Origin of the sequence: Proteus vulgaris (assembly GCF_011045815.1) — a bacterium.
GTDB classification, from domain to species: domain Bacteria; phylum Pseudomonadota; class Gammaproteobacteria; order Enterobacterales; family Enterobacteriaceae; genus Proteus; species Proteus vulgaris_B.
The window spans coordinates 3,397,389-3,411,489 of record NZ_CP047344.1 but is presented as its reverse complement, the minus strand read 5'-3'; the positions used below and the strand labels follow the sequence as shown (position 1 = coordinate 3,411,489).

Annotated in this window: 12 protein-coding genes; 7 read left to right on the top strand and 5 right to left on the bottom strand. The window is 39.4% G+C overall.

Features of this window, described 5'->3' with window-relative positions; translation table 11 throughout:
• Position 1: 1 nt before the first annotated feature.
• The 6 genes from lpxB to tilS all read left to right on the top strand — a co-directional run bounded on the left by lpxB (position 2) and on the right by tilS (position 8,760).
• Positions 2-1,174, top strand: a complete 1,173-nt coding sequence (lpxB, locus tag GTH24_RS16175) for a lipid-A-disaccharide synthase (RefSeq protein WP_072070002.1) — start codon at positions 2-4, stop codon at positions 1,172-1,174.
• Positions 1,174-1,764, top strand: coding sequence for a ribonuclease HII (rnhB, locus tag GTH24_RS16170; RefSeq protein ID WP_164526702.1), 591 nt, complete (start codon positions 1,174-1,176; stop codon positions 1,762-1,764). Before lpxB ends, rnhB begins: the two co-directional genes overlap by 1 nt.
• A gap of 21 nt (positions 1,765-1,785) precedes the next feature.
• A complete protein-coding gene (dnaE, locus tag GTH24_RS16165; RefSeq protein ID WP_072070001.1) occupies positions 1,786-5,268 on the top strand; it encodes a DNA polymerase III subunit alpha in 3,483 nt (1,160 codons plus the stop codon).
• 12 nt (positions 5,269-5,280) lie between these two features.
• Positions 5,281-6,240 (top strand): acetyl-CoA carboxylase carboxyl transferase subunit alpha, encoded by a 960-nt coding sequence (accA, locus tag GTH24_RS16160; RefSeq protein ID WP_072070000.1) that lies wholly within the window; start codon positions 5,281-5,283, stop codon positions 6,238-6,240.
• 235 nt (positions 6,241-6,475) lie between these two features.
• Positions 6,476-7,219, top strand: coding sequence for an SDR family NAD(P)-dependent oxidoreductase (locus GTH24_RS16155; protein WP_072069999.1), 744 nt, complete (start codon positions 6,476-6,478; stop codon positions 7,217-7,219).
• Positions 7,220-7,431: 212 nt separating this feature from the next.
• On the top strand, positions 7,432-8,760 hold the full coding sequence (gene tilS / locus GTH24_RS16150; protein ID WP_072069998.1) for a tRNA lysidine(34) synthetase TilS: 1,329 nt from the start codon (positions 7,432-7,434) through the stop codon (positions 8,758-8,760).
• 36 nt (positions 8,761-8,796) lie between these two features.
• On the opposite strand, the gene rof is transcribed toward tilS, so the two are convergent.
• On the bottom strand, positions 8,797-9,057 hold the full coding sequence (gene rof / locus GTH24_RS16145) for a Rho-binding antiterminator (RefSeq protein ID WP_072069997.1): 261 nt from the start codon (positions 9,055-9,057) through the stop codon (positions 8,797-8,799).
• 262 nt (positions 9,058-9,319) lie between these two features.
• Between rof and nlpE the strand changes: the two genes are divergently transcribed.
• Positions 9,320-10,000 (top strand): envelope stress response activation lipoprotein NlpE, encoded by a 681-nt coding sequence (nlpE, locus tag GTH24_RS16140; protein ID WP_164526701.1) that lies wholly within the window; start codon positions 9,320-9,322, stop codon positions 9,998-10,000.
• 91 nt (positions 10,001-10,091) lie between these two features.
• Here nlpE and proS read toward each other — a convergent pair whose 3' ends face one another.
• From proS to GTH24_RS16120, 4 genes are all read right to left on the bottom strand, one after another.
• Positions 10,092-11,807 carry a proline--tRNA ligase gene (gene proS, locus GTH24_RS16135; RefSeq protein WP_072069995.1) on the bottom strand — a complete coding sequence of 572 codons (1,716 nt, stop codon included), beginning with the start codon at positions 11,805-11,807 and terminating at the stop codon, positions 10,092-10,094.
• 208 nt (positions 11,808-12,015) lie between these two features.
• Positions 12,016-12,723 (bottom strand): tRNA (N6-threonylcarbamoyladenosine(37)-N6)-methyltransferase TrmO, encoded by a 708-nt coding sequence (gene tsaA / locus GTH24_RS16130; RefSeq protein WP_164526700.1) that lies wholly within the window; start codon positions 12,721-12,723, stop codon positions 12,016-12,018.
• The gene (gene rcsF / locus GTH24_RS16125) at positions 12,720-13,130 is read right to left on the bottom strand and encodes an Rcs stress response system protein RcsF (protein WP_082151821.1); all 411 of its coding nucleotides are present in this window, start codon (positions 13,128-13,130) and stop codon (positions 12,720-12,722) included. Before rcsF ends, tsaA begins: the two co-directional genes overlap by 4 nt.
• 130 nt (positions 13,131-13,260) lie before the next feature.
• Positions 13,261-14,076: a MetQ/NlpA family lipoprotein gene (locus GTH24_RS16120; RefSeq protein WP_036933990.1), complete on the bottom strand. Its 816-nt coding sequence runs from the start codon at positions 14,074-14,076 to the stop codon at positions 13,261-13,263.
• Positions 14,077-14,101: the final 25 nt, after the last annotated feature.

Below are 14,101 nucleotides of genomic sequence, written 5' to 3'. Positions count from 1 at the left end.
TATGACCTTGTCAGGCCAATTATCTACTGTTCAGCGTCCGTTAGTTATCGGCTTAGTCGCTGGTGAAACGTCCGGTGATATCTTGGGCGCGGGATTAATCCGCGCTCTTAAACAAAAGCATCCTAATATCCGTTTTGTCGGTGTCGCGGGGCCTCTTATGCAAGCTGAAGGTTGTGAAGCTTGGTATGAGATGGAAGAGCTTGCCGTCATGGGGATCGTTGAAGTTCTTGAACGCTTACCGCGATTACTAAAGATCAGAAAAGATCTCACTCAGAGATTTTCAGCATTAAAGCCGGATGTCTTTGTGGGAATTGATGCGCCTGATTTTAATATCACACTTGAAGGTTATTTAAAGCAAAAAGGGATCAAAACTATTCACTATGTCAGTCCATCTGTGTGGGCTTGGCGCCAAAAACGTGTTTTCAAAATTGGTAAAGCGACAGATCTTGTCTTAGCTTTTTTGCCTTTTGAAAAAGCGTTTTATGATAAATATCAGGTTCCTTGTCGTTTTATTGGTCATACAATGGCGGATGCAATCGCTTTACATCCGGATAAAAAAGCAGCCCGTAAACATCTCGGAATACCTGAAAATGTCTCTTGTTTAGCTCTCCTTCCTGGTAGTCGTCATGCAGAAGTTGAGATGCTGAGCGCTGATTTTATAAAAACAGCACAGTTACTAAAACAACAAATACCAACACTTCATATTGTTGTGCCATTGGTGAATGCTAAACGACGTATTCAATTCGAGCAGATCCACCAAGATATCGCTCCTGAACTCGACATTCAGTTACTTGATGGGCAAGCAAGAGAAGCAATGACAGCAAGTGATGCAACGTTGTTAGCATCAGGTACGGCTGCATTAGAGTGTATGCTTACGAAATGCCCAATGGTTGTTGGTTATCGCATGAAACCATTTACTTTTTGGTTAGCAAAAAGGTTAGTGAAAACACCTTATGTTTCATTACCCAATTTATTAGCTGGTCGAGAAATAATTAAAGAGTTATTACAAGAAGAGTGTGAGCCAAGGGCGTTGGCAGAACAACTTTTACCTCTTTTAACAGATAAAGAAAAAGCACATCAATTAAAAGAGATATTTTTACAACTTCATAGTGCTATTCGCTGTAATGCGGATGAGCAAGCAGCAAATGCAGTATTAGAATTGGCAGAGAAATAATGGAATTTGTATATCCAAAAGCAAATCTTATTGCTGGAGTTGATGAAGTAGGCCGGGGACCTCTGGTTGGTGCTGTAGTGACGGCTGCTGTTATTCTTGATCCGGCAAACCCGATTGAAGGATTAACAGACTCTAAAAAGCTAACAGAAAAAAAACGTAATGCTCTGTATGACGAAATAAAAGAAAAAGCATTATGTTGGGCAATCGGTCGTGCAGAGCCTGAAGAAATTGATGAGTTAAATATTCTTTGGGCAACGATGAAAGCAATGGAGCGCGCGGTTGCAGGATTATCTATTACGCCTGATATGGTTTTGATTGACGGTAATCGCTGTCCTAAATTGCCAATGGCTTCTCAAGCAGTCATAAAAGGTGATAGCTTAGTCCAAGAAATCAGTGCGGCTTCTATACTTGCTAAAGTCACTCGTGATAGAGAAATGGAAGAGTTAGATAAGATTTACCCTGATTATGGTTTTGCTAAACATAAAGGGTATCCAACAGTTTTCCATATGGAAAAACTGGCCTTATTAGGGGCAACCCCTTATCATCGAAAAAGTTTTGCGCCTGTAAAACGAGCATTAAATTTAAAGTAATCCACAGAGTAATTAAATATTATGGCAGATCCTCGTTTTATCCATCTTAGGGTACACAGCGATTATTCAATGATCGATGGATTGGCAAAAACAGGGCCTCTTGTGAAGAAAGTGGCTTCGCTGGGAATGCCTGCTTTTGCGATTACTGATTTCACTAACTTATGTGGGTTAGTGAAGTTTTATGGTGCCGCACATAGTGCGGGCATTAAACCTATAATTGGTGCTGATGTTTACCTCGAAACAGAATTATTAGGCGATGAATATGCCCACCTCACCATTCTTGCTCGCAATAATGTAGGTTATCAAAATCTTACCTTACTGATTTCTGAAGCTTACAAACATGGTTATGGCGCCGCAGGGCCGATTATTAAACAAGAGTGGCTAACAACCTATAAAGAAGGACTCTTGTTGCTTTCGGGTGGAAGAATGGGCGATGTAGGTAAGTTCTTGCTCCGTGGAAATCGTGCCTTAGTTGATCAATGTCTTGAGTATTATCAAACTCACTTTCCTGATAGTTATTATTTAGAACTTATTCGAACTGGTCGCCCTGACGAAGAAAGCTATTTGCATGAAGCTGTAGCACTCGCTTCTGAAAAAGGCTTGCCAGTTGTTGCAACGAATGACGTCTGTTTTCTGGATAGTGGTGATTTTGACGCACATGAAATTCGCGTTGCAATCCATGATGGTTTTACACTCTCTGATCCCAAGCGTCCAAAAAATTATAGTCCTCAGCAATATATGCGCACAGAGGAAGAGATGTGTGAGTTATTTGCTGATATACCTGAAGCATTAGAAAACAGTGTTGAAATCGCCAAACGTTGTAATGTTACCATTCGTTTAGGGGAATACTTTCTTCCTCAATTCCCAACTGGGGATATGAGTACTGAAGATTTCCTCGTTAAAAAATCTAAAGAAGGTTTAGAAGAGCGTTTAGCTTTTCTGTTTCCAGATCCCGAAGAACGACAAAAAAGACGCCCTGAATACGATGAACGTCTTGATATAGAGCTAAAAGTAATCAATCAGATGGGATTCCCTGGTTACTTCCTTATCGTGATGGAGTTTATTCAGTGGTCTAAAGATAACGGTGTTCCTGTGGGGCCGGGACGAGGTTCGGGTGCAGGATCATTAGTCGCTTATTCACTCAAAATCACTGACCTTGATCCTTTAGAATTTGATTTACTTTTCGAACGCTTTCTTAACCCTGAACGTGTTTCAATGCCTGACTTTGACGTCGATTTCTGTATGGAAAAACGCGATAGGGTAATTGATCACGTTGCTGATATGTACGGTCGTGATGCGGTATCTCAGATTATTACATTTGGTACGATGGCGGCAAAAGCGGTTATCCGAGATGTTGGGCGTGTTTTAGGGCATCCTTACGGTTTTGTTGATAGAATTTCGAAGCTTGTACCGCCTGATCCTGGAATGACGCTAGAAAAAGCGTTTGCCGCAGAACCTCAGTTACCTGAAATTTATGAAGCCGATGAAGAGGTTAAATCTCTTATTGATATGGCTCGTAAATTAGAAGGGGTGACACGTAATGCGGGTAAACATGCGGGTGGTGTGGTTATATCACCAACGAAAATTACCGATTTTGCACCGCTTTATTGTGACGCAGAAGGAAATAACCCGGTTACACAATTTGATAAGAATGACGTTGAATATGCGGGTCTTGTTAAATTCGACTTCTTAGGATTAAGAACACTCACTATCATTAACTGGGCATTAGAAATGATTAATGCCCGACGTGAAAAAAAATCACTGGAACCAGTTGATATCTCTGCGATCCCATTAACGGATCAGCGTAGTTTCGATATGTTGCAACGTTCTGAAACGACCGCGGTCTTTCAGTTAGAATCTCGTGGTATGAAAGATCTTATCAAGCGTCTACGTCCTGACTGCTTTGAAGATATGATTGCGTTAGTGGCCTTATTTCGCCCTGGTCCATTGCAATCAGGTATGGTGGATAACTTCATTGACCGTAAACATGGCGTTGAAGAGATCTCTTATCCTGATGTTAAATGGCAACACGAGAGCTTACAGCCTGTTTTAGAACCTACCTATGGCGTTATCTTATATCAAGAACAGGTTATGCAAATCGCGCAGGTTCTTGCTGGATATACGCTGGGTGGCGCGGACATGTTACGACGCGCAATGGGTAAGAAAAAACCTGAAGAGATGGCAAAGCAGCGTTCTGTATTTGAAGAAGGAGCTATCAAAAACGGTGTTGATGGCGAACTTGCCATGCGGATCTTTGACTTGGTGGAGAAATTTGCCGGTTATGGATTTAATAAATCGCACTCAGCTGCTTATGCTTTAGTTTCATATCAAACGTTATGGCTAAAAGCCCACTATCCTGCTGAATTTATGGCTGCTGTAATGACGGCAGATATGGATAACACAGAAAAAGTGGTGGGGTTAGTTGATGAATGTTGGAGAATGGGATTAAAAGTTCTTCCTCCTGATATTAATAGTGGTTTATATCATTTTCACGTAAATGATGAAGGTGAAATCGTTTACGGCATTGGTGCGATAAAAGGAGTGGGTGAAGGCCCAATTGAGGCAATAGTAGAAGCGCGTCAGCAAGGCGGTCACTTTAAAGATATTTTTGATCTCTGTGCTAGAACAGAAACGAAAAAATTGAATCGCCGAGTGATGGAAAAACTGATAATGTCAGGCGCATTCGATAAGTTAGGGCCTCATCGTGCCGCATTGATGTCTTCATTAGAAGATGCATTAAAAGCGGCAGATCAACATGCCAAAGCTGAAGCAATAGGGCAATCGGATATGTTTGGCGTGTTAGCAGAAGCTCCTGAACAAGTTGAGCGTTCTTATGCCAATATACCTAAATGGCCGGAACAAGTTGTTTTAGAAGGTGAGCGAGAGACATTAGGTTTATATTTAACAGGTCATCCGATCACACGTTATTTAAAAGAAATTGAACGATATGCAGCAGGAACGCGTCTAAAAGATTTAGTACCAACGCCACGCGGTCAAATGGTGAAAGTCGCGGGCTTAGTGCTAGCGTCTAAAGTATTTACGACAAAACGAGGAAATCGAATTGGCGTGTGTACCTTAGATGATCGTTCAGGTCGCTTAGAAATTATGTTATTTTCTGATGCATTGGATAAATACCAACATTTATTAGAACAAGACAAGATTTTAATTGCTACTGGGCAGGTCAGCTTTGATGATTTCAATGGTGGGCTTAAAATGACAGTCCGCGAACTTATGGATATCAACGAAGCCCGTGAAAAATATGCACGAGGACTTGCTATCTCGTTATCAGACAGGCAAATTAATGAGCAATTATTAAATCGTCTTCGCGGCGTTTTAGAACCTCATCGTTCAGGCACGATACCGGTTCATCTTTATTTTGAAAAGCATGATGCCTGCGCACGCTTACGATTTGGTGCGACTTGGCGCGTAACGCCAACAGATATGCTTTTAACGGATCTGCGAACTCTGCTGGGTAATGAGCAGGTAGAATTAGAATTTGACTAAAATAGGAATGTTATGAGTCTTAATTTTCTGGATTTTGAACAGCCAATTGCCGAGTTAGAAGCGAAAATTGATTCGCTAACCGCAGTTAGCCAACATGATGAAAAAATTGATATTAATATCGATGAAGAAGTTTCACGCTTAAGAGAAAAAAGCCTAGAGCTAACGCGTAAGATTTTTTCTGATCTTGGTGCATGGCAAGTTGCACAACTTGCACGTCATCCATTAAGACCTTACACACTGGATTATATTCATCGTATCTTTACTGATTTCCAAGAATTAGCAGGCGATCGTGCTTATGCTGATGATAAAGCGATTGTAGGTGGTATTGCGCGCTTAGAAGGCCGCCCTGTTATGGTTATTGGCCATCAAAAAGGGCGTGAAACAAAAGAGAAAATCCGCCGAAACTTCGGTATGCCAGCACCAGAAGGCTATCGCAAAGCGCTTCGTTTAATGGAAATGGCACAACGTTTTAATCTTCCTATTATCACCTTTATAGATACTCCTGGTGCTTATCCAGGCGTTGGTGCAGAAGAACGAGGCCAATCAGAAGCGATCGCACGTAACTTACGTGAAATGTCACGTTTTGGTGTGCCAATCATCTGTACTGTCATTGGTGAAGGTGGTTCTGGTGGTGCATTAGCTATTGGTGTGGGTGACAAAGTGAATATGTTACAATACAGCACCTATTCCGTTATTTCACCAGAGGGTTGTGCTTCTATTCTTTGGAAAAGCGCAGACAAAGCACCATTAGCGGCAGAGGCAATGGGAATTACTGCAAACCGCTTAAAAGAGCTTAAACTGATTGATAACGTTATTTCTGAGCCTTTAGGTGGCGCTCATCGTCACTATGACGAAATTGCTGCTTCATTAAAAGCACAAATTCAATCTGATTTAGAAGAATTAGATGCATTTGATTCAGAAGAGCTGACTAATCGTCGTTACCAACGTTTAATGGAATACGGCTACTGCTGATCTCGTGATATTTGAATAAATTCAGATAAGCCTCATGTTGATTACATGGGGTTTTTTTATTGCTCCATTTTAAACTATCTCTATCGAAACAATTAGAATCTGTGATATTAACTATAATATATTATATATCAATATGTTAACTTGATCTCAAAATTAATATTAATTCATATTTTTTCTAAAAAAATAATAATGCCCGCCTATCATTTTATAAGATTTATTAAATGAGGGATCGGTGATGATTACATTTAGTGGCAAAGTGGGAATTATTACAGGTGGTAATAGCGGTATTGGTTTAGCCTCTGCGGAAAAATTTTTATCCCTAGGTGCATCAGTGGTTATCACTGGTAGTAATTTAGCACGAGGACAAAAAGCAGAAAAATACCTAAAAGAGAAAGGATTTGTCGGTGAATTCGTACAAATGGATGTGAAGAGTGAAAAAGAAAATGAACAACTTGTTGATTATGTTGTAAATAAGTATGGAAGGATGGATTTCTTGTTTGCTAATGCGGGTGTTTTAACAGATAACATTGCTGATAAATTAGAGTATGAAAAATGGAAGGGTGTTTTAGATGTTAATCTAAATGGACTCTTTTTGATTAATCGATCAGCAATTCAATATTGGCTAAAAAACAAAATGTCGGGTGCGATTGTGAATTGCAGTTCAATTTGTTCTTTTGTTGGGCAGCATGAATTTCCTGCCTATTGTGCATCAAAAGGCGGAGTTAAATTACTGACACAAACGCTAGCTATTGATTACGCAAACAAAGGTATTCGTGTTAATGCGGTTTGCCCTGGTTATATTGATACACCTTTGCTGGATGGCCGTGAATTAGATAAACAAAAGTTAGCGACATTGCATCCTATTGGGCGCCTCGGTACACCAGAGGAAGTGGCTAATGTTGTCGCATTTTTGGCCAGTGATGCGGCTTCGTTTGTTACTGGAGCTTCTTATTTGGTTGATGGCGGTTTTACAGCTTAATTCTGTTTTCAATAGAAAGCAGAATAATCGTTATTCTGCTTTTTACTTCTTTAATTTCTTTATAACCTCGTATTTATCTTATTTCTATTTCTCTTGATGTTTGTGTAATAGAGTTACACTTTGTTTTATTTATAGGAATACTTTGTACTCGTGCAAAATCAGCGAGAAAAGATTACCATAATCACCTGAATTCACTGATAAATGACAAAACGATGAAACAGGAATACGGCTCACTTCTTAAAGAAATCAAACAGCGCATTGATCCTCACATCAAAATTTTGGTGGGCTTTAGTGGCGGAGTAGATTCCACCGTTTTACTGCAGGGGCTTGTGCGTTTACGTGATGAATTCCAATTACCTTTAGAATTAACTGCCATCTATATTCATCATGGATTAAATATCAAAGCAGATGATTGGCTTACTCATTGTGAACAATGTTGTCAGCAATGGCAGGTAAATTTTATTAGTGAAAAAGTTCGTGTCGATCCTAAAGATGGAGGGCTTGAGAATGGTGCTAGAGAAGCGCGTTATCAAGCTTTTCGTCGGAATTTACAACCACAACAAGTGTTAGTGACGGCTCAACATCAAGATGATCAAGCTGAAACTTTTTTACTGGCGTTAAAGCGAGGTAGTGGCCCGTCAGGGCTTTCTTCAATGCCAGCTAAAATGGTATTTGAGCATAGCTATTTGCTTCGACCATTACTTAATATTACTCGTGAAGAGATTGAATCTTATGCTACTGAGCAAGGGCTAACATGGATTGAAGACGATAGTAATCAAGACGATAGCTATGATCGCAATTTTTTACGTTTACGAGTTATGCCATTATTAACGCAGCGATGGCCCCATTTTTCACAATCGGTAACTCGTAGTGCAGCATTGTGTGGTGAACAAGAAGCCCTATTGGATGAGCTGTTGGAGCCAGAACTTAATGCTTTAATGGATAGAGAGCACAGTTTAGACATCAAGCAACTTGCTCTTTGTAGTGTGATAAAGCGTAATGCGCTATTAAGGCGTTGGTTTGCTCAACATAATAAAATCATGCCCTCTAGACAACAAATTTTACGATTATGGCAGGAAGTTGCTTTAGCTAAAGCCGATGCTGAGCCTAAGTTACAATTTTATCAAGATGAAGTGAGGCGTTATAAACAACGCCTTTATCTTGTACCAATGATTGATGATCCTGTTAATAAAATTATTGAATGGCCACTTACTCAATCACTGTCTTTACCTAGTGGATTAGGTGTTTTATCTCTAACAACGGCAACAGGAAAAAATACCGTTAGAGCACCTTCAAAGGATGAAAAGGTCACCGTTCGTTTTGGTTTGACACAAGCGTCTTTGCGTATTGTTGGACGAGAACATGCTCGGCATAGTAAAAAAATTTGGCAAGAGCTTGACATTGCGCCTTGGCGTAGGACGCGAATTCCTTTGATTTATTATAATGATACGTTAATTGCTGCTATTAATACATTTGTGACTTTTGAGGGAAAAGCAACATCAGAATATGCGATTACTATTGAGTGGCAAGAGGCTCATTAATGAACAACCGCCTGCTGGCGGCTGTTCTTTATTCGGTTATTCCGATTTTATAACAATAGTCCCAAGTTCGGGATTAGAAAAACTGGCAATGATATCCAGTCGTAAATCTTTAGAACCTTCAGACGTCTTGATCTTTAGGTATTCAACCTTTTTGCTTAAGAAAAGATCATCAGCAATGCCTTCAATAAGCTCACCATTATGTAATTCAATATGGAGCGCTAAACCACGTTGGCATGCTAACTCCAGATACTCGTAATCATCACAGTTAATTGGTTGATATTCTGTATTTGTTGACATATTCCCTCACCACTTTTTCGTGGCGGTATAGCCGCCAGTGAATAATTCAGAATAAAATCATTATGCTGTTATTCGATGTGAGCACAATAGTTATTATAATAATTTTCTTAAATAGTTCTTTATTCGAAGTGATTTGAGAAATAACTGACAATTATGGGTGCATTTATCTTAAAGCGTATTTATTACCCCCCTTTTATTTTAAAAAATGTTAGAATCATATTGAGAATGATTTATTAAAAAGTACCCAGAATGTAGGGAGTCGATGATGGGGAAAAAAATTTTATTTGCAGCCGTTGCTGCCGGGTTATTTGTACTATCAGGTTGCCAAAATAATATTGGCTTATCACTTGATGGAAAAATTGTAGACCAAACTTACAACAGTATTCTGCCGTGTGCCGATTGTTCTGGTATCGACACCACAATTCTTGTCAATCAAGATGGCTCTTATGTAATGGAGCAAAGCTACCAAGGCTCACCTGATGATAAACGTAGTTTCTTTGAATCAGGAACTTGGGTATTAGGTAAAGATAAGCTGACACTGACTAATAGTTATGGTGAGAAAAGCTATTATTTACCTCGTGAAGATAAATTAGTTATGCTTGATATTGACGGTAACGTCATTAATTCAGAGCTAAATTATACTTTAGCTAAAGTTCAGCCTAAGCAGCTTGCTGGCGAGTTTACCTATTTTGCTGATGCTGGAACATTTAAAGATTGTCAATCAGGACGTGTTTACGCAGCAAATGGCATTGAATTAGAAAAAGGTTATTTCTCAACAGGCGTTGATGGTGGAACACCGGTTTACCTTGAAGTGAGTGGTTATTACAGTATTCGCCCTTCAATGGAAGATGGTAAATATGATAGAGCATTAGTTGTTACTGATGAAAAACCACGTTTTAATCGTCATGGCTCTTGTGGAAACCATCGCGGTAGCAGAAGCTAAGTTTTAGTTATTCTATTCCTAATAAAAAACCCGCTTTTGCGGGTTTTTTATTGCTCAATGAAGCCTCTCTTATCGTCAAGAGGCTTAATAATTAAGCTAACTGCTCTTTGATAAAGGCAACAACGTCATCAACATTAATCAGTGATTTATCATCACTACGACGTGCTTTATATTCGATTTGGTTGTTATCGAGGTTACGATCGCCAATAACGATAGTGTGTGGAATACCAATTAATTCCATATCAGCAAACATCACACCCGGACGCTCTTTACGATCATCAAAAAGAACATCAATGCCTTGGGCTCGTAATTCGTCATAAAGTCTGTCAGCAACTTCTTTAACACGATAAGAACGGTGCATGTTCATTGGTAAGATTGCAACCTGGAAAGGTGCTATCGCATCAGGCCAAATAATACCACGTGCATCGTGATTTTGTTCAATAGCCGCAGCAACAATACGAGTTACACCGATACCATAACAACCCATAGTAACGATTTGGTTATGACCTTCTTCGTTTTGTACCGTTGCTTTTAATGCTTCTGAGTATTTTGTACCAAGCTGGAAAATATGACCAACTTCAATACCTCGTTTGATAAGTAATGTGCCTTTTCCATCCGGGCTTGGGTCGCCTTCAACCACATTACGGATATCAGCAATTTCAGCAACCGGTAAATCACGTTCCCAGTTAATACCAAAATAGTGCTTACCATCAACGTTTGCACCTGCACCAAAATCACTCATCACGGAAACAGAGCGATCCATAATAACTGGAAGTGGCAGATTAACTGGGCCTAATGAACCTGGACCTGCATTTACTGCTTGGCGAATTTCAGCTTCTGTAGCAAAAGTTAAAGGTGCTGCAACAATAGCGCATTTTTCTGCTTTTACTTCATTAAGCTCGTGATCACCACGGACTAATAAAGCAACGAGTTTATGACCACTTTCTTTTGTGCCATGAACAATCAATGTTTTGACTGTTTTTTCTATTGGCAGATTGAATTGTTCCACTAACTCAGCAATGGTTTTTGCGTTTGGTGTATCCACTAAACGTAATTCTTCAGTCGCAGCTGCACGTGGTGTAGATGGCATTACGGCTTCTGCTAGCTCAATGTTTGCCGCATAGTCAGAACCTGTAGAGAAAACAATATCGTCTTCACCGCTGTCTGCTAATACTTGGAATTCGTGAGATGCATTACCACCAATCGAACCTGTATCTGCCAACACTGGACGGAAATCTAGACCAATACGTGAGAATATTTTGCTATAAGCTTCATACATTCTGTCGTAAGTCTCTTGTAAAGACTCTTGAGAGATATGGAAAGAGTACGCATCTTTCATGATAAATTCACGAGAACGCATCACGCCGAAACGAGGGCGTACTTCATCGCGGAATTTAGTTTGAATTTGATATAAATTCAGAGGAAGTTGTTTGTAAGAGGTAATTTCATTACGAACAATATCAGTGACAACTTCTTCATGAGTTGGGCCTAAAACAAATGGACGCTCGCCTCTGTCTGCGAAACGCAGTAATTCAGGACCATATTGTTCCCAACGACCACTTTCTAGCCATAAATCAGCAGGTTGAACAACGGGCATTGAAATTTCAAGTGATCCTGCATTGTCCATCTCTTCACGAACAATTTTTTCAATTTTTCTCAGAACACGAACCCCTGTCGGCATCCAATCATAAAGACCAGAAGCGAGTTTACGGATCATGCCTGCGCGAAGCATAAGTTGATGGCTGACAATTTCTGCATCAGCAGGTGTCTCTTTTAAAGTAGAGAGCAAATAGTGGCTAGTACGCATTATTAGGTTCCATTAGAACAAAAATACTTAGGCTGACTGTCACGCCAGTCTACATCAATATAATTAGAGAAAGACTTTAGTCTACCAGTGACTTAGGTCTGCCAAAAGGGGCAAAGCATTTTTTTCAATCTGATTTGTTTAAAGACAACGAGAATGACGTTCAGATTGGAGTATTCATGATACCAATATCAATGAAGATAGTAGCAAGTTACCGCGGTTCTATATCAAGAACAAGTGTCTGTTGCCCACTGACTTGCCAGCGAACATTAAATTCAAGTAAATGTACCGCATAGATCCTATTACTTTGCTCGTTTTTTTTATAAGCAGGGCGAGGATCTTGTTGTAATACTTGAGTAATAAAACGCGAAAGATGAGGATATTCGTTCGCATAATGTTGCAGCTGTTCTAAAGCGAGTTGTGAAAAGAAAACAGACATTTCATTATCTGGTGCTTCTTGTGCAAAACCAGCAATCGCATTTGGTCGAGACTCTGCAAAGGGTAAATAAGGCTTAATATCCAGAACAGGAGTTCCATCAACTAAATCAAGGCTGCTTAAGTCTAAAACAACGGACTGGTTTTGTGTGTTTACTTTTTTTAACTCGACTAAAGACATGCCGATGGGATTTGGACGAAAAGTTGAGCGAGTTGCAAAAATACCCATTTTGGTATTCCCACCAAGCCTTGGGGGGCGAACTAAAGGATGCCAACCCTGTTGTGCTGTTTGATGAAAAACAAAAATCAGCCAAAGGTGACTAAATTGTTCTAAGCCTCGAACTGCATCTGGGTGATTGTAAGGTGTATGTAGAATAAGTTGGCCGCCGCCATCCTGGATTAACCCAGGTTGGCGTGGAACGGCAAATTTTTCTTTATAAGGACTTGATATATGCCCTATAGGATTCATTTGGTAGGTATTCATTTTGTAATGAGTAATGCTGTGCCTTCACAAATGGCAGATTGGTAGCAACCTAAACCAGTGACAATTTGGCATTCATGCAATAAAACAGCATTGGCATTTTTGTAAGCTGCTTTTGTAGCCATTCTTTTTTTTGCGATAGGTAAACTTGCTGGTGGATCTTGTAATGTTTGACGGCAAGATTCACCGGCAACAATGCCGAGATCTTTAAACGGAGCACCTAAAAGGTCTTCTGTTTTCTCAACAATACGCACAGAAGGTAACGTCTGTGATTTTGGTTTTTGTGGTTGTCCTGGTTTATTTAAACGCATATCCGTAAATTTAGACTGATCAACATCAGATGATTTTTGCATTGAACAGCCTGTCATAAACAGCGCCATGATGCCAAGAAGTAGCAAGCGCATGTGCATGGGTAATATCCTCTTTATTATTATCTATACAAAAATTAAACGGCTCTAATTTAATGCAATTTAGCCAAGTAAAAAAGAGAAAGGCGAACAAATGTCCGCCTTTTTTATAATTAAGTTAAATATTAATGTATTACCAGCCTTTTACTGCACCACCGTTAAAAATTTTATTGGCAGCACTATCCACTTCATCAGTTTGATAGGCTTGAATAAATTTCTTCACATTCTCACTGTCTTTATTATCTTCACGAGCAACAATGATGTTTACGTATGGAGAGTCTTTATCTTCAACAAAGATACCGTCTTTTGCTGGTGTTAAATTGACTTGGCTTGCATAAGTAGTGTTAATTACTGCTAAGTAGATTTTTTGATCATCTAATGAGCGAGGTAACTGTGGTGCTTCTAATTCAACTAATTGTAATTTTTTAGGGTTTTCAATAATATCAAGCTTGGTAGGTAACAGACCTACGCCATCTTTTAATTTAATTAACCCAACTTTTTCTAATAACAGCAGTGAGCGGCCTAAGTTTGTTGGATCATTAGGAATAGCTACTTGTGCTTCATCAGGTAAATCGGCTAAATCAGTAATCTTTTTAGAATAACCCGCGATAGGATAAATAAAAGTATTTCCTACAGCTGTTATTTTGTAATTGCGATCTTTAATTTGTTGGTCTAAATAAGGTTTATGTTGGAATGCATTAATATCGATATCACCACGACTTAATGATTCATTAGGCATAACGAAGTCATTGAAAGTAACGAGTTCTACATCAAGACCATATTTATCTTTAGCAACTTGTTTCGCTACTTCAGCGACTTGTTGTTCAGAGCCTGAAATAACACCGACACGAATATGGTTTGGATCTTTTTCTTTTTCACCACAACCAGCTAATGCCAATGCACCAACTAAAGCACTTACAACTGCGAGTGATTTAAATTTCAATGACATACATTTACCCTTATTTGATCTGTTA

Coding starts and splice junctions, on each gene's coding strand:
- lpxB (WP_072070002.1), top strand. CDS start 2: ATGACCTTGTCAGGCCAATTATCTACTGTTCAGCGTCCGTTAGTTATC.
- rnhB (WP_164526702.1), top strand. CDS start 1,174: ATGGAATTTGTATATCCAAAAGCAAATCTTATTGCTGGAGTTGATGAA.
- dnaE (WP_072070001.1), top strand. CDS start 1,786: ATGGCAGATCCTCGTTTTATCCATCTTAGGGTACACAGCGATTATTCA.
- accA (WP_072070000.1), top strand. CDS start 5,281: ATGAGTCTTAATTTTCTGGATTTTGAACAGCCAATTGCCGAGTTAGAA.
- GTH24_RS16155 (WP_072069999.1), top strand. CDS start 6,476: ATGATTACATTTAGTGGCAAAGTGGGAATTATTACAGGTGGTAATAGC.
- tilS (WP_072069998.1), top strand. CDS start 7,432: ATGAAACAGGAATACGGCTCACTTCTTAAAGAAATCAAACAGCGCATT.
- rof (WP_072069997.1), bottom strand. CDS start 9,057: ATGTCAACAAATACAGAATATCAACCAATTAACTGTGATGATTACGAG.
- nlpE (WP_164526701.1), top strand. CDS start 9,320: ATGATGGGGAAAAAAATTTTATTTGCAGCCGTTGCTGCCGGGTTATTT.
- proS (WP_072069995.1), bottom strand. CDS start 11,807: ATGCGTACTAGCCACTATTTGCTCTCTACTTTAAAAGAGACACCTGCT.
- tsaA (WP_164526700.1), bottom strand. CDS start 12,723: ATGAATACCTACCAAATGAATCCTATAGGGCATATATCAAGTCCTTAT.
- rcsF (WP_082151821.1), bottom strand. CDS start 13,130: ATGCACATGCGCTTGCTACTTCTTGGCATCATGGCGCTGTTTATGACA.
- GTH24_RS16120 (WP_036933990.1), bottom strand. CDS start 14,076: ATGTCATTGAAATTTAAATCACTCGCAGTTGTAAGTGCTTTAGTTGGT.